We start from the raw sequence: 15,140 nt of genomic DNA, 5'->3' as shown, positions 1-15,140 counted from the left end.
TCACGGCAGGATTGGCTCCATCCCATTCCTGTTTCGAGTTCTCCCATGACATCATCCAATGCATTGTCGCCTCTCCGCACGAAATTCCGCGCTCTGGAAGATGAGCGCGTCCGCACATGGTCGGCCGAGGCGCTGGCCATCAACGTCAACCAGCGCAGGACGCTGATTGACGAGCACGGGACTGCCGGTCACGTCGTTCAGGAGAATGACGTTTTGCCGGAAACGTCGCTGCCCACGATTGACGGGGGCACCATTTCTCTGGACACGCTGGTCGCGAAAGGACCGGCCGTCCTGGTGTTTTTCCGTTTCGCCGGTTGTCCTGCCTGCAACATTGCCCTGCCTCACTATCGCGACACGCTTTGGCCCGCGCTCTCCGCTGCGGGCATTCCCCTGCTGGCCATCTCACCGCAGCCGCCGCAGGCGCTGGCCGAGATCGCGGTGCGCCATGATCTGCCATTCCCCGTTGCATCCGACACGGGTCTGGCTTTCGCACGGTCTCTGGGCATTACCTATGTTTTTGATGAACCGTCCCGTCAGGCGGCTGTGTCGAAAGGTGGAAACAGCGCCGCCCTGAATGGCCTTGAAGAGACATGGGAACTTCCCAAGCCCGCGGTTGTCGTCATCGGTCGGGGTCGTGTCGTACGCTTTGTCGATGTGTCGCCGGACTGGATGGATCGCACGGAAAGTGAGCGCATCCTGTCGGCGCTTGGCCTCACGCAGCGAGGAGCCTCCCATGCCGCCTGAAGATGTGCTGACCCTTGCGGCCTCGTCGCTTGCTCCGGATCTGTTTCGTGAAGCGATGAGCCGCCTCGGTGCGCCGGTGACACTGGTTACGACGGATGGGCCGGGGGGACGGCATGGCTTGACGGTGTCGGCCATCAGCAGCGTGAGCGACACACCTCCAACGGTGCTGGTGTGCCTCAATCGCAGCAATCGTTCGCATGAAGCTTTTTTGCAGAACGGTGTCGTGGGCATCAGCATTCTTGGGCAGGGCCATGACAAGATGGCCGGTGTTTTCGCCAGCAGTCGCAGGGCGTCCGATGAAAAGTTTGCTTCGGGCGTGTGGCGCACGGGTCATACCGGAGCCCCACTCCTCGATGATGCTGTTGTAACACTGGATTGTTCGATCGGCGACGTGCGGACATCCGGCACGCATGATGTGCTGTTCTGTTCCGTGGAGGCGATTGCTCTGGGCAATCCGAGCCATGCTGCCCTCGCGTGGTTCGCCCGGGCTTTTCACCATCTTCCGTTGGTTCATCCATCAACGTTCCGGACTGGTTCCGGACAGGACTGAGATTTGATGTCGTTCACAGGCTCGTCTTCTCGCAGAAGGTTTCTCGCCTCTTCCCTGCTGGGTGTGGGCGGCGCTGTCATGGCGCGACCCCTTTGGGCGCAGGAGGCCATGTCTGCCGCTGGCGCTCATGGCGAGGACTGTCATGCGGCCATCGCGGGAGAGGTGAAACCGCTGGCAAAGCCGCGCAAGCTGTCCATCGCATGGAACGAGACGTCCATTTGCGTGGCGGCGGTGCCGGTCGCGAAGGAGAAGGGGTTTTTCGCGCGATATAATATCGACGTGGACTATGTGAATTTCGGCGGTGCGACGGATCAGTTGCTGGAGGCGATCGCCACGGGCAAGGCCGATGGGGCTCCCGGCATGGCATTACGCTGGCTCAAGCCGCTTCAGCAGGGGTTCGATGTGAAGCTGGTTGCGGGACTGCATGCCGGTTGCATGTATCTGATGGTGCCGAATGACAGCGCCATCCGGGCGCTCGCTGACCTGAAAGGGAAGACTGTCGGCGTGACCGACATCGGTGGCCCCGATCGCAATTTCTTTGCCATACGACTCAAGGAAGCTGGCGTGGACCCTGAAACGGACGTTTCATGGCGTGCTTTCCCGCCCGATCTTCTTCCGCTGGCTCTTCAGCGCGGCGAAGTGCAGGCAATTTCCGATGCCGACCCGTACAGCCGGATGCAGAGGAAACAGTCCAGCCTGCGCGATATCGACAGCAACATGACGGGGGCGTGGGCGCATACCGCTTGCTGCGTCATCGGTCTGCGCGGCAGTCTGGTGCGTGAGGAGCCGGATGTCGCGCGCGCCGTTACGCGGGCCATTCTGGATGCCGGTGCTTGGGTGGCCTGTAATCCAGAGGAAACAGGGCGGATCTTCCAGCCGTTCGCGCCGAAAGTCCCGGCTGAGGAACTCGCGGCCATGATCCGCATGCAGGGCCATCATCATCAGGCACTTGCCGGTTCATTCCGTGACGAGATCGTCCGTTATGCCGAAGCCCTGAAAGGCGTGGGCGTGTTCCGGCCTTCTCTGGACACGACGCGCTACGCGGCGCGGGTGACGCAGGACCTGTTCGCGTCATGAGCGGGGCGGAGACTACTTATCTGGCAGCAGCGCCAGAGAATGTGGGGGCGCGTCGGCTGGGATCGGTGTCTGTTACGGCGTGGCTGGCCGGTCCGGTGTGGCTGGTATCAGCCCTGCTGACATGGCGATGGCCCGATGCTGATGATTTTCCTGATACCAACGTGCTGGCGGTCGGTTTCGTCCTGATCGGCGTGCTGCTTCTGGGAGCGGCGGCGCTGCGGCTTCTGAAGGAACGGGCGGCGTGGGCCGTGGCGCTCGGCGCGGGACTGGGGGCATGGGAGGTGGCGCAGGCAAAACTGCTGGCTCTTCCGCGTCCGTTTTTCGGGACACCGCAGGATCTGCTGGACGTGTTCATCACCGACTGGTCGAAGCTGGGTAATTCTCTGCTTCATTCGCTCGGGTTGCTGGTGGTGGGTTATTCGATCGGTTCGCTACTGGGTATCGCAGCGGGCATAGGTCTTGGCCGGTTCGCGCGTTTTCGCTACTGGGCCCATCCGGTCCTGCGCGCGATTGGCCCTCTGCCTCCTGTGGCGTTGTTGCCGCTGGCATTTGTGCTCAGTCCGTCGAGTTGGCTCGCGGGGGAGGCCTTGATGGCGCTTGCGGCGGCTTTTCCTGTGACGGTTCTGACGTGGTCCGGAATCTCGGCGGTCGATCCGGCGTTTCATGACGTCGCCCGGACAATGGGGGCGAGTGAGCGGTTTCTTATTTTCCGCGTGGCGCTGCCGGCTGCCATGCCTCAGATCTTCGTTGGTCTGTTCATGGGACTCGGTGCATCCTTCGCCATGCTTGTCGTGGCCGAAATGCTGGGAGTGAAAGCCGGTCTGGGGTTCTACATGCAATGGGCGCAGGGCTGGGCGGCCTATCCCAATATGTATGCGGCGCTTCTGGTCATGTCCGTCATGTGCACGGGCTTGATTACGTTGCTGTTCCGTATTCGGGACAGGATACTGGTGTGGCAGAAGGACGGCCTGAAATGGTAACGCCGCGCGCTGAAGGCGTGACGCTGCATCTTGGCGGCGTGCGTCATGGATACAGGCTGGAGGGTGTGTACAGGGAGGTGGTGGCCGACCTGAATCTGCGTGTGGAGCCGGGTGAATTCGTTGTGCTGCTTGGTCCCTCCGGATGCGGTAAATCGACCCTATTGCGTCTGATCGCCGGGCTGGAATCGCCGAATGACGGGTGGATCGAGGTGGACGGCACTCCCATCACCCGACCGGGACCGGACCGCATTCTGATGTTCCAGGACCCGACGCTCTATCCCTGGAGAACGGTTCGCCAGAATATAGCTCTGTCACAGGATATTTCCGGAAAACGCGATGATGCGGCTGTCGATGCGGCTGTCCGGCTGGTGGGGCTGGAAGGGTTTCAGAAAGCGTGGCCGCACCAGTTGTCCGGCGGCATGGCGCAGCGTGTCGCGTTTGCGCGGGCGCTGGTCAATAAGCCGCAAATGCTGCTTCTGGATGAACCTCTGGGAAAGCTGGATGCGTTGACCCGTTTGACGATGCAGACGGAATTGCATCGCCTTTGGAAAGAGCGGAGCTTCACGGCGATCATGGTCACGCATGATGTGGATGAGGCTCTGTTGCTGGGGACGCGGATCGTGACGCTGGGTGGGCAGGGCTCCTCGGCCATTCTTTCTGATCTTGTGCTGAGTGCTCCTTTTCCACGCGACAGGAATGCGCCTGAGATGATCGTCCTGCGGGAAAAGATTCTGTCTCAGCTGCTTTATTCGCAGGCTGCCTGAAAGCCTCCGGTCTCAGGTGGCTGGTGAATGGGGTGAATGTCGGTAATTTTTACAGTTTTATTATTTTATCTAATAACATTCAAAATAACTTGAAGAGGGTAGCCCATATGGGGGCTTTCTTATCAGGGCCTGTATCGGGTAGTTTGCTGCAACGAGAAAGCTTAAATAATCATAGATATTAGTGAAATTATGGTTTTACAAATTTAATGATACGTATTGGGTGTTTTATCTTGACCGCCCCCCGAGACTTTGTCTCAATGGCCGCACTCTCAGGGGAGGGTCTTTTTGAAAAGATCGCGTGAAATGAACATGATATACCATCGAATGTGTCGCGAGGTCCGATGTCGGGCCATGTTCCGCGATGCCGTACAAGGTGTCATTCAGGGCTGAAATTGCCGGCAGTCATCTGTCGGCCGGTCGTAAAGATCAGGAAGGCAGTTTGATCATGTATGAATCTCAAACCGTTGAAGTTGATGGAATTTTTGTCGGGACCATCATTCTCGAATCCAACCGGACTCGCCACCGGTTCTACGCGACGCACGACAGCGTCCGCTCCTTGCATAATCAGGTTCTGAATGAGCGACGGGAACTTGTCCGTCGTGCTGTTGCCCAGTTTCGCAGCCTGAGCGGACAGGTCGGGGGTCGCGCTTATCTCTCGGCGTGAGAATCGCTGATGGCATAACGCTCTGGTGTGTTCATCACATTGAAAATATCTCTGCTACTCAGGTTTGGCGACGGGTCATGAGTCGAAGCCGAACCTGAACCTGTCTCTGCAAAATATCAGTGAAGGTCAGAACAGGAGCGAGTGATCAAGAATTTTGCTTCTGCTGCGTTCAGCGGATGAAAGACCCGGAAAAGGGTCGATACCGGTCACGCGTTCCAGAGAGTCGAGGCTCACGCTGTTGCAACGGTATGGCGCTGTGTTTTTGCAGACGATAACTGAGACCGCCGTCATTGTCGGCACATAGACGGCTTTCCAGATTGAAGACGGCACCCTGACATGATCTGGCCCGATCGTGCCGTGTGATTCCCGAAATGCGGGGCCGGTCATGACATAAATATTTTTCTGGCGCAGCGCAAGTTTGCGAACTCTGGCTTCAATATGATTCCATGCACCTGAATTCAGTCGGGCGGCCTGTGGGACGATATTTGAAAGCATGAAGGTTTCACTGCGGCTTGGGGATGTCGGCGCATCTCCGGAGGGAGTAAGGTGTCCCCGTGACCAGCCGGATCGCTTGTAATCGTAAAGTTCGGATCGCGCATTGAGAGGCAGACGCAGATCCTCCTGAAAATCAGAGCGTCCTTTCAGGGAGTCGGCCTCATTGATTATGTCTGCCGTCAGATGCTCGGCGCTCCATGCGGCTTCCCGATCCTGAGGGGAGTAGCCGATTGCAAAGCTTGATGAGCAGAGAAATATCAGTTGTCGGGAAGACGTCGGCTGTGCCTGTGCCGCGAAATGATCCGCGCAGGAGGCGTGTGCAGCAAGGGGCGCGAGAAGCAGAACGAGACTGAGAAGGCGAATGAACAGCAGCATGGAGGCTGTTTGCCGGGATTATGGAGCTGGAGCAAATGTGCCGTTAAAAATGCAGGCAGTTCGTTTCTTTTAGAATGGCCATGCTTTTGCCCCGTGATCTGGGGCAAAAGCATGGTTTTCTCCCATTCTGAAGATCAGTAGAAGGTATAGGACTGGCTTTTGCGCCCTTCCATTGACGTCATGAGTGCACCCTGCACAACCGGGGCAATGAGAGCATGGCCGGGTGCCAGAGGATGAACGTCGTCAGAGGCGGAAATGTACCATCCCTGATTCTTCTGAAGGGTATTGGATAAATCGGAGCCGATGTCGATGACGGCGACGCGGGCGTCCGTCGGATATGCGGTCTTGTAAGCCTGTACGGCATTGTTGAAAACGGTCAGCCAAGACGGATCGTATTTTCCGGAATAGTGGAAACCAAAAGGCACGATGAGAAACAGCCATGCATCCGGAGCGGCGGTTCTGTGGGCGATCATGGCCTGGGTCATCGCCGCCTGCGCATCTGACTGGCTGTAGTTGCTGAGCGCTTCGTTCGTCAGGTAGTTCACGGCGATCGCCGCGGGCTCCGTGCCAGTGGTGCCGTATGCCGAAAGATGATTGACGCTGTCCAGTGCGGAGATATTCGCATCGATCTTGTTCCAGCGGCTCTTGCTGTCGGTGTATGTTCCGCCTGTGCCGGACGTCGAGCCGGACACATAATAATAGGGCGGCACATCGCCGGTGCTGTCTCCGGGTACGAGATATCCTGAATAACCGCAGGCGGAGACGCAGACTTCGTATCCCTCGTTGCGCAGGCCCTGAAGAACCTGAAAAGCGTAGCCGTAGATAATTTCGTTCTTGTTGTTGTTGGCTTCAACGCCTTCCGTGATGCTGTCGCCAATCAGTTTGACCCAGCCCTTGCTGCCAGCCACGGATGTCCCGGCGCTGGAGGCCGTATCCAGTGTGATACCGGAAACAACGAGGTTGTTGGCTCCCATACTCCAGCGCGTTGTCTGAGGTGTGTAATCCATGATGGCGAACAGAACATTCTCGGAGGATGCTGTAATGTTCGAAAGTTTCACATCCCCGGCGGCGGAAACGGTGGCGGCGACGCCGTTCACATAAAGCGTGACATAAGCGCCTGTGCCGGTCGGTCCCAGATGCAGGGTCGCGCTCGGACTGGCGGACGCTGTCCAGGTGAACACGAAATAGGCGCCGACATTCCAGGTCCTTCTCCAGGAAGAGCCAGCACGGCCGGTGTCGCCGTACCAGTTTCCCGGTGAAAACAGGAACGCGGGTGAATCGACAGTGATTGTGCCACCACTGACGGGCGCTACGGGCGTTGCCGTCTGTTCGCTCGCCAGTGTTGTTCCGACGCTGTTGGTAGCACCAACTTTCACATAGACGGGCGTGCCGTTGGTGAGGCCGGTGATGACATAGGAACCGGTGCTGGTGAGGGTGGTGACCGGCGTGCTGCTTTCGCCTCCCGCGCTGGAACCAACGTAAATCGGGTAGCCCGAGATGGTTGCGCCACCGTTTGAAGCGGATGCTGTGACGTTGACTGTCACCTGAGCGGAACCGGCCGTCAGGGTGAAGGCTGGCGCGGAAGGAGCGGTCGCCTGACTGCTGACCGTAAGCGCCAGCGAAGCGGGATTGGTGAGTGTGCCGCTATTGGTTGTCGAAAGCGTGCCGGAGCCGGATGCGGTGGGCGTGAAGGTGAAAGTCACCGCCGTCGTGCTGCCAGAAGCTAGTGTAAGGGTGGCGGGAGAGAAAGTTCCGGCCAGAGTGCAGGCAGGTGTTACGGTCACACTGGCCGAAAGTGCGGCATTCGGGGTGAGTGTATAGGTGCCGGCGGTGTTGATCGTCAGGGACGAAGAACCTGTCAGCGTGTAGGTGGTAGCCACTGGCGTGATGGTGAGTGTCTGGGCCGTCGGATTGGTCAGGGACTGATTGTTCGTGCCACTGACAGAGATTGTACCGCTTTTTGCCGGTTTGTAGACGGAGGTGAGAGCCGTCGTCACGCCTGCGGCGAAGGAGAGCGTCGCGGGAGTGAACGTGCCTCCCGCGCTGCCGTCAGAGAGAGTGACGACCGTTGCGGCCGCAGGGCCGGTTCCGTTCATCTGGGCAGAAACGGTGGAGGACGCGCCCAGCAGGAGGGAGGTGGGATTCAGGGCGAGGGAATAGGTCGTGGATGTCGTGGTGGCTGCGGCATCACCATTGTAAACGGTAATTTCCTGGATGCCGGCAGTATTGTTCTGCGTTCCGTAAACGCAGACGCCCGTGGAGCCGGTGACGTTCTGCAGCGCTGAAGCGTTGATGACAGAACTGGCGCTTCCTGTGTCGTAGCTGAATACCGAGGCGCCCGTGGAGTCATTGATCTGGACGATGATTTCCGAAGTCGTGGTCGTGACCTGAAGACACTGAATATCGATGTTGTAGAGGCCACCGTTGGTGGCGGTGAATGTGCCTGAGGATACCTGGGAAGACGAGGCCGTGCTGCCATTGACCATGGCGAAAATATGCACATAGCGCGAAGCGTCTGCCGTGCCGTCGATACTGACCAGATATCCGGTAAAGCCGGAAGTCGATGTGCTGCGGTTTGCGCGCAGCATGAACCACATGGTCTGGTTGTTGTCGATCCGGAAACTTGCGTTCAGTCGCTGGTTTTTGCTGTCTTCGGTCTCAGGGCGGTAAAGGGGGCCACCGGTCCACGGTGTGCTTTCCTTGATCGACGACAGGTAATAGTCACCGCTTGTGGTATCCGACCAGAGCGCGGTTGTGGACCAGACGTTGCCGACAAGATCAATCCACCCGTTGAGAAGCGTCTGGCCTGCTCCGACAGCACTTACGGCACTGGTGATGCTCGTATCGGAAGTTTGCGTCCATGTGGTCATTTATAAGAAATTCCTAAAATCAGGCGTTGTAATTCAGTCGCGACACAGAATGGGCTACGAGTAGCTGTCCCTGAGTGCGCTGTGGGTTTTAAAAATGCTTTCGACCTGAGCCGCCCCATGCCTGGATGGGATGTGCTGGCCATCACACCCGTTGAAATACTTTACGGAAACCCGGATTTTTCAATGAGGCAGATGTGCAAGACACAGCGGGTACCATCCGGCGTGCGGGATGGTGGCAGGCGTTACCCGGTGAAGGGATGCGCGTGCACCGACCTGCGCCCCTGAGCACGCGCTATGGGGTGAGCGGATTATCCCGCTCACGGGGCCGTATAAAGATCAGCCGGCTTGTCAGGATGCGGGGTGTGAACTGAAAATATCTTTCAGAGAAATTTTGGAAAGACTATTGTCAAACAACAATGTTCAGGTATCCGCCTTCCCCCAGTATGTCGCGTCCATCCCTTCGCGTTCGCAGTCCCGGGAAATGCGCAATCCGGATGTCGCCTCGAACACACGGCACAGAATATACGCGGGCACGGCCGCCAGCAGAATGACGGTTCCGATTCCCACAAGTTGCAACCACGGGGTGATCTGCGCATGTCCGAGCGCATAGGGGGCTGGAAGATCCGGGAAACCGCCGGTCGCCGTGCCCCAGTGGAGAAACCCACCGAGTAATGATCCGGCAATACCCGGACCGAAGGCCAGCGGGGCAACTTTCGGTTCGTCGATGCGGGCAGCAACAAGCAGTCGTGACACCAGCACCGCGAGAACTGGTCCGAGCAGGCCGAACGTCAGGCTCTCGAGTGAACCGGCAACGTCAAAAATGGTTCCCGTCATCACGGCTCCCGCGATGGGACCGAAAAACACCCAGACAGGCTCGCGCAGCCGGGCCGCGAGGATGGCGCCGCTGAGGCCGCCGCCGAGGAGGGCGCAAAAGACGTTTTTCAGCACGATACCCACCCCGGTCTGGGCCATGGTGATGCCGTAGACACTCTTGCCCGGTGTGATCCATGTCGAGCCGAGAGCGATCAGGGGGATAGCCATGAACACGAAGAGCGCGCCGGAGGCGACGTTGCCGTAGTTGCTCGGCTTGGGCTGCAACCCTTCCGGGTCTGGCGAAAATACTCCCGCGCGTGGCCCCATGCGCCATGCTGTCACAAGCGTCCATGTGCCGGTAAAGACATAGAGGGCCACAGCTCCCTCGAAATCATGCAGTCCCGTGTTGGTCAGGGGGGAAAGCGGTCCCCACGTGAGGTAGGCAGCAAGCGGGCAGAAAAGCAGGCCGACCGCGAGGGACATCACATAGAGAGGGGCGCTGCGGATGCGCTCGACCGTGCCGCTGTGGATCAGGGCGACGGTTGCCATGGCGAATGTCACGAAAAAGACTGAAAAGACCTGCTGCGTATCGGCGCTGGGAAATAGTTTGGGGTCCTGCGCGATGGCGGGCGTGTTCATGGGGGCGCTCCCAAGCCACCAGTCGATAAAGGCCTGTCGGAGGGGATGGGGCGTACCGAAGGCGGCATAGAACTGCCACTGCCAGATAGCGTCACCGACAAAGAAGGTGGCAAGACCGCCAATGACGCAGGTCGTGACTTTCTGCACCCAGCAGTGAAGAACATTGTCTTTCCGCACCAGACCGGCATCCACGAGGCCGAGACCGATCAGAACGAGAATCACGCTGACAGCACTGACGACATAGATGAAGGCGGACAGGATATTTGCTGTCGAGACCTGTTCGGGAAACATGAAACATACTCTCCGATAAAGACGCCTTGCCTCGAGATGGGGGGGCAGGCCTCGCGGCCTCTTTAGCCTTCGTTTGTTATTCTCGGAAAGTGTTCGTTGGCGCACGCCATTTCACGGCAATGAAAACGGGCACGCACTGTTGTCTGCGCCGCCCTACGCACAGGAGGAGGTGAACACCGGCAGCGTTGCAAAAACGGGTTCAACGTGTGGGTTAGTGTGGGCCTGCGTCTTCATGCTTCCGGAGGATGGTCGTGAGCCGCTGCGCCACCGTGGCAAGTAACGCCGTATCACCCTCGGTGCCGAGAGTGGTGAGGGACCGTCGCATGGCCTGCAGGATGTCCGGTGTCATGTCCTTGTCTTCGATTGCCTGACGCCACCAGTGAAGGGCCTCTTCGACAAGTCCCGCCTCCGCAAGGGCCGTGGCGTAATTGTGCTGACCACGGTAATCGCCGCTTTCCGCAGATCGCCGATACCATGAAAGTGCTGCCTGCTGGTCCTGCGGAACTTCCCACCCTTCTTCGAGAAAACGGGCGTAGAGATTCATGGATTTGGCATGACCGTTCTGTGCGGCGTCCCGGAACAGAATGAATGCCCGGGGACGGTCCGCTTCGACGCCCAGCCCGCGCAGGAGAAGAATACCGAGATTGTATCGCCCCCATTCATCGCCCAGCTCTGCGGCTTTTTCATAATGTTCCGCCGCTTTCGGCATGTTTTTCTCCACACCCCGGCCGAAATGGTAACAACGTCCGAGCATGTTGTGAGCGGGGCCGAACCCGGCACTGGCGGCAATGGTGAACCAGCCGGCCGCTGCGGTGGGATCCCCCTGCATGAACGTGCTGCTGAGCAGCGCCTGCCCCCATTGCGTCTGGGCCAGTGGATCGCCCTTGAGCGCTGCCAGACGGATGCTCTCGATATGGTCGGGAAGCGGCGTGGGTTCGGGTGGACGTCGTCTGGAAAGAAAACGGGCAATCATGGGATGAGGCTCTTCTTGCGAGAGACTCGCAATAGCATCATGCGCGCCGCAGCGACAAGATTTGCTGGGCGCAGGACAGCTACGTCCTGCGGGTGTGCTCACGCTGATCCTGCGCTGGTCGGGGAAACAATTATACTGTTCTGCCCTCAGGAGGCGTTAAAACGTCCGTCTCATGATCGCATGACGGTGGCTCTGGCAGCCTCATGCACAAGACCGCCCCCCGGTTCCGAAGTGCTGGTGGAAGACATGCTGGATCGTGTGCGGCTGTACCAGCGTCTGACGGGCGTCGGGAACGTCCGGTTTCCTCTGGAGCGTATCTTCGGGGACAGTTGCCGCCGCTTTCACGTGGATCACGTGACGCTGAGACTGCTCTGCACCTATGCGAGCCCCGGTGTGCAGTGGAAGTTCACGGATGCACACGCCATTCATGAGACGAAGGCGGGTGTTGTTACCGTGCTGAAAGGTCTCTGCTCTCCTGGCTGGTCGGAAACCGGAGCGGTGCTGCATCACTCTCCGCCGCTGTTCGGCGCTGGCTGTCCCGGTTGACCGTCTGGTGCTGACTGTCGATCATCCGGAGGCATGCGGAATGACAGCGGAACATGCAACATTGGTGGAAGCCTGAAACATCCCTCTGCCGCGTGCGGCCGTCTGCATGTATGAAACGGTCATGTGCCCTGACTGCGTGACCGAACTGCCCTGGATCGACCCGTGGACGGCCCTCTCGGCATGGAAGGACGCGCCTTGGCTGGCGTTTCTGGACAGTGGCGGCGCGCCGGACGGAGAGCGGTCGCGCTGGTCGTTCCTCTGCGTGAATCCACAGGAAACGCTGGTGGTGCGGGGCGACCATATCCGACGGAATGGCCAGTCCGTCGCAGGCGATGCATGGGAGCATTTGCGGGATATGCAGCGGCGTCTTCCTGACAAAGGGAAGACAGGATTGCCGTTTGCAGGGGGGCTTGTCGGGCTGGCGTCCTATGGGGCGGGGATGACGCTGGAAACTGTGCAGTCCCGGCACCACACGAAAACGCCGGACCTGATCGCAGCGTCCTATGACGCGGTGCTGGCCTTCGACCGGTATGAGAAACGGTGTTTTCGGGTGGGCAATTTTTCCATGCCGTCCACCATGAAGCCCGTGCGGGCGTCTGCCCCCAATCGGGCGTTCCAGCCGGACATGAGCCGTGAAGAATGGATCGCGGCGGTACGGGAGATCATCCGGCTGATCGGGGAAGGCGACATCTTTCAGGCCAATCTGACGCTGCGCTGGCATGCCGAAGTGCCGCCGCCCTTCGACGAACTGGCGACCTATGCCGCATTGCGACAGGGCTCCCCCGCTCCGTTCGGGGCCTATCTCAGATGCGCGGGAGAGGTCCCTTTTTCTCTTATGAGCGCCTCCGTGGAACGGTTTCTTTCCCTTTCCCCAGACGGGGTGGTTGAAACGCGCCCTATCAAGGGTACGGCGCAGGCTGGCAACACCACAGAGGAAGACGCGCGGTTTGCCGAGGCTCTTGGGCGGGATGCAAAGGAAAATGCGGAGAACCTGATGATCACCGACCTGATGCGCAATGATATCGGGCGTGTGTGTGAAGTCGGTTCGGTCTCGGTGCCGCAGCTCTGCGCGGTGGAACGGTTCGCGCATGTCCATCACCTTGTGTCCTGCGTGCGGGGGAAGTTGCGGGACGGGCTGGACGCCATCGATCTGCTCCGAGCAACCTTGCCGCCGGGATCGGTGACGGGCGCGCCCAAGAAACGGGCCATGGAGATCATCGATCATATCGAGCGTTCGGCGCGGGGCGCTTACTGCGGCAGCGTGTTCCGGATCGGTCGGGATGGCGCGATGGACAGTTCCGTCGTGATCCGCAGCGTGGAGCGGTGCGGCAACCGGCTGACGATCGGAACGGGCGGCGGGATCACATGGCCATCCGATCCGGAACGGGAATATGACGAGATGCGGCTGAAAGTGGCGGCGTTGCTGGGAGTGTTTGGCGCATGACGGGCAAAGTCTGGCTGAATGGCACGATCGTGTCTGAGGAAGAAGCTCGCATTGCACCGGGAGACAGGGGTTTCCTGCTGGGCGACGGGCTGTTCGAGACGATGCGGGTAGCGGAGGGGCAGATCCCCCATCTGGAGCGACATCTGACCCGGCTTGAGGATGGCTGCGCGACACTGAGGCTGCCTCCGCCGCAACGATCCCTCATGCAGCAGGCGGTGGCGGATCTTGCAGCCGCGTCCCGCATCGCGCACGGGTCGATGCGACTGACCGTTACACGGGGCTGCGGTCCACGCGGGCTGCTGCCTTCGCCAGACATGAAACCGACGGTACTACTGACCTGCGCCCTCGCGACCCAAGCACCGTTAAAGCCGGTGCGACTTGGTGTCAGCCGGTATGTGCGGGATGGCTCATCGCCGCTATCGCGGGTGAAATCGCTGAACTATCTGCCAATGGTCATGGCGCGGATGGACGCCGTGGCTGCGGGGTTTGACGATGCGTTGCTGCCCGGTTTTAGGGGCGTCGTGGCGGAAGCGAGCGCCTCGAATATCCTTCTGCTGCTGAATGGTGAGCTGGTAACGCCTTTGGTGGAGGACGGGGCGCTCCCGGGCACATCGCGGGCACGCCTGCTGGAGATGGGGCTGTGTGTGGAGCGGTCCGTTTCGCTGGGACAACTTGGCGCTGTGAAAGCGGCGTGGCTCGTCTCGGCGCTGTCGGTGCAGCGTGTCGCGGCTATCGACGATTTTCTGATGGGAGAAGATCCCTTGATGGAGCACACTCTGCGGGAAAGTCTTTTCGGCCTGAACGCTTCGCCTGAATGAAGGCGGCTGCGGGCAGCGCGGTATTCTTTTCGTTGCCGGAGACTGAGGGCGCCGCCTTGCCACACCTTGTAAGGCGTGGTCTCGTGAGCAGCATGGCGTGCCTGTTTCCGTGGACAGGGCTGAAGCGCAATGGTGACGAGCCTGCCGTCGACCTGTCCTCAAAATCGGGCAGGGATGCGACGCGCGGCAGGAGCCGGGTCGTGGGGGCCATGATGGGCTGCAAGAGACAGGCAGCAAGTGTTGCATGCATCCCGGTTAGCAGCCCTGTCGGATTGTCTGTGGCGCTGCGATCAGGCCGTGGCTTATGCGCATTTCCTTACTGGACCGGAGATACTTGGCCCCTGTTTACCCTCTTGCGCTGATCCACCGGAGGGAACTTCCGCAAGGCTGCTCGCCAATGCTGGCGCTCGGAAGTTTGCCGGGACGTTTTATTTAATAGAAAGAGTTGTACTGTTACACTCGTCGGCGCGCAGGGAGTTTGCTAAGGCCTCTTGCGCAAGGATTTACAGCAAGACGGAAAGTTCCTTCAGGTATGGTCGATCAGAACACGATGGAATCGGTAACGGGCGCGGGCAACGTGACGGACAGCGTGTCTGGTTCAACCAGACAGGCCCCGGCCGCTCCAACGGTTCTGATGGGTGCGCAGTATGTGCGTGGCGTCACGTTCCGGACCCTTGATTCCGCCCTCATCCACACGCGGCCACCCGTTCGTCCGAACACGTCCATGACGCTGGACGTGATGGCCCGGCAGGTCGCTGAGAACCAGCCCGATTTCGAAGTGGACGTGGTGATGAACTGCGTGGGGCGTGCGGACGCTCCGGTGGAAGGGGGAGAGGCGGCGACGCTGTTCGAAACTCAGATCACCTATTCCGGACTGTTCTCGCTGCGCAACGCGACGGCGGAGACGTTCGAGCCGCTGCTGCTGGTTGAAGCACCGAAGATGCTTTTTCCGGCGGCCCGCAACTATCTGGCGGATCTGACGCGGGAAGCGGGGTTCCTGCCAGTCATCATCCAGCATGTCGATTTTCTGGCGCTGTGGCGCTCCCGGAGCACGACGCAGAAGACAGGGTGATCTGCGGGACGTTTTGTGGTTTTCT

General features: G+C 59.6%; 15 protein-coding genes. 11 read left to right on the top strand and 4 right to left on the bottom strand.

The genetic code is table 11. The annotated features are described in order from the left end of the window. Positions 1 to 45: 45 nt before the first annotated feature. The 6 genes from GOB81_RS09360 (at position 46) to GOB81_RS09335 (ending at position 4,779) form a co-directional block, all read left to right on the top strand. A complete protein-coding gene (locus GOB81_RS09360; protein WP_173570141.1) occupies positions 46 to 744 on the top strand; it encodes a peroxiredoxin-like family protein in 699 nt (232 codons plus the stop codon). Next, positions 734 to 1,294: a flavin reductase gene (locus tag GOB81_RS09355; protein ID WP_173570140.1), complete on the top strand. Its 561-nt coding sequence runs from the start codon at positions 734 to 736 to the stop codon at positions 1,292 to 1,294. Before GOB81_RS09360 ends, GOB81_RS09355 begins: the two co-directional genes overlap by 11 nt. 6 nt (positions 1,295 to 1,300) lie before the next feature. Next, positions 1,301 to 2,371 carry an ABC transporter substrate-binding protein gene (locus tag GOB81_RS09350; protein WP_173570139.1) on the top strand — a complete coding sequence of 357 codons (1,071 nt, stop codon included), beginning with the start codon at positions 1,301 to 1,303 and terminating at the stop codon, positions 2,369 to 2,371. Further along, entirely contained in the window at positions 2,368 to 3,351 is a 984-nt protein-coding gene (locus GOB81_RS09345; protein WP_173570138.1) for an ABC transporter permease, read from the top strand. Before GOB81_RS09350 ends, GOB81_RS09345 begins: the two co-directional genes overlap by 4 nt. Beyond that, on the top strand, positions 3,345 to 4,115 hold the full coding sequence (locus GOB81_RS09340) for an ABC transporter ATP-binding protein (RefSeq protein WP_173570137.1): 771 nt from the start codon (positions 3,345 to 3,347) through the stop codon (positions 4,113 to 4,115). Before GOB81_RS09345 ends, GOB81_RS09340 begins: the two co-directional genes overlap by 7 nt. Positions 4,116 to 4,560: 445 nt before the next feature. Beyond that, complete coding sequence (locus GOB81_RS09335) at positions 4,561 to 4,779, top strand: hypothetical protein (protein ID WP_173570136.1); 219 nt, start codon at positions 4,561 to 4,563, stop codon at positions 4,777 to 4,779. Between the two features lie 126 nt (positions 4,780 to 4,905). On the opposite strand, the gene GOB81_RS09330 is transcribed toward GOB81_RS09335, so the two are convergent. Next, positions 4,906 to 5,649: a DNA/RNA non-specific endonuclease gene (locus GOB81_RS09330; protein WP_173570135.1), complete on the bottom strand. Its 744-nt coding sequence runs from the start codon at positions 5,647 to 5,649 to the stop codon at positions 4,906 to 4,908. A 134-nt stretch (positions 5,650 to 5,783) separates the two neighbouring features. Next, positions 5,784 to 8,519: an SGNH/GDSL hydrolase family protein gene (locus tag GOB81_RS09325; RefSeq protein WP_173570134.1), complete on the bottom strand. Its 2,736-nt coding sequence runs from the start codon at positions 8,517 to 8,519 to the stop codon at positions 5,784 to 5,786. Between the two features lie 117 nt (positions 8,520 to 8,636). Here GOB81_RS09325 and GOB81_RS09320 point away from each other — a divergent pair, with 117 nt between their 5' ends. Then, on the top strand, positions 8,637 to 8,804 hold the full coding sequence (locus tag GOB81_RS09320) for a hypothetical protein (protein WP_173570133.1): 168 nt from the start codon (positions 8,637 to 8,639) through the stop codon (positions 8,802 to 8,804). Between the two features lie 135 nt (positions 8,805 to 8,939). Here GOB81_RS09320 and GOB81_RS09315 read toward each other — a convergent pair whose 3' ends face one another. Together GOB81_RS09315 and GOB81_RS09310 are read right to left on the bottom strand one after the other, a co-directional pair. Continuing rightward, positions 8,940 to 10,262 carry an ammonium transporter family protein gene (locus GOB81_RS09315; RefSeq protein WP_173570132.1) on the bottom strand — a complete coding sequence of 441 codons (1,323 nt, stop codon included), beginning with the start codon at positions 10,260 to 10,262 and terminating at the stop codon, positions 8,940 to 8,942. A 211-nt stretch (positions 10,263 to 10,473) separates the two neighbouring features. Continuing rightward, positions 10,474 to 11,235, bottom strand: a complete 762-nt coding sequence (locus GOB81_RS09310; protein ID WP_173570131.1) for a tetratricopeptide repeat protein — start codon at positions 11,233 to 11,235, stop codon at positions 10,474 to 10,476. A gap of 180 nt (positions 11,236 to 11,415) precedes the next feature. On the opposite strand from GOB81_RS09310, the gene GOB81_RS17690 reads away from it, so the two are divergent. The 4 genes from GOB81_RS17690 (at position 11,416) to GOB81_RS09290 (ending at position 15,115) form a co-directional block, all read left to right on the top strand. Continuing rightward, entirely contained in the window at positions 11,416 to 11,781 is a 366-nt protein-coding gene (locus GOB81_RS17690; protein WP_242010160.1) for a DUF1826 domain-containing protein, read from the top strand. A gap of 106 nt (positions 11,782 to 11,887) precedes the next feature. Continuing rightward, positions 11,888 to 13,225, top strand: a complete 1,338-nt coding sequence (locus GOB81_RS09300) for an anthranilate synthase component I family protein (RefSeq protein ID WP_242010159.1) — start codon at positions 11,888 to 11,890, stop codon at positions 13,223 to 13,225. Beyond that, positions 13,222 to 14,043: an aminotransferase class IV gene (locus GOB81_RS09295; protein ID WP_173570129.1), complete on the top strand. Its 822-nt coding sequence runs from the start codon at positions 13,222 to 13,224 to the stop codon at positions 14,041 to 14,043. The genes GOB81_RS09300 and GOB81_RS09295 overlap by 4 nt, the downstream gene beginning before the upstream one ends. A 532-nt stretch (positions 14,044 to 14,575) precedes the next feature. Further along, positions 14,576 to 15,115 carry a protein-export chaperone SecB gene (locus tag GOB81_RS09290; RefSeq protein WP_173570128.1) on the top strand — a complete coding sequence of 180 codons (540 nt, stop codon included), beginning with the start codon at positions 14,576 to 14,578 and terminating at the stop codon, positions 15,113 to 15,115. Positions 15,116 to 15,140 lie beyond the last annotated feature (25 nt).

Origin of the sequence: Acetobacter conturbans, from assembly GCF_011516755.1 — a bacterium.
Classification (GTDB): Bacteria; Pseudomonadota; Alphaproteobacteria; order Acetobacterales; family Acetobacteraceae; genus Acetobacter; species Acetobacter conturbans.
The sequence above is the reverse complement of the archived record's forward strand: the minus strand, read 5'-3'. Positions and strand labels throughout refer to the sequence as shown.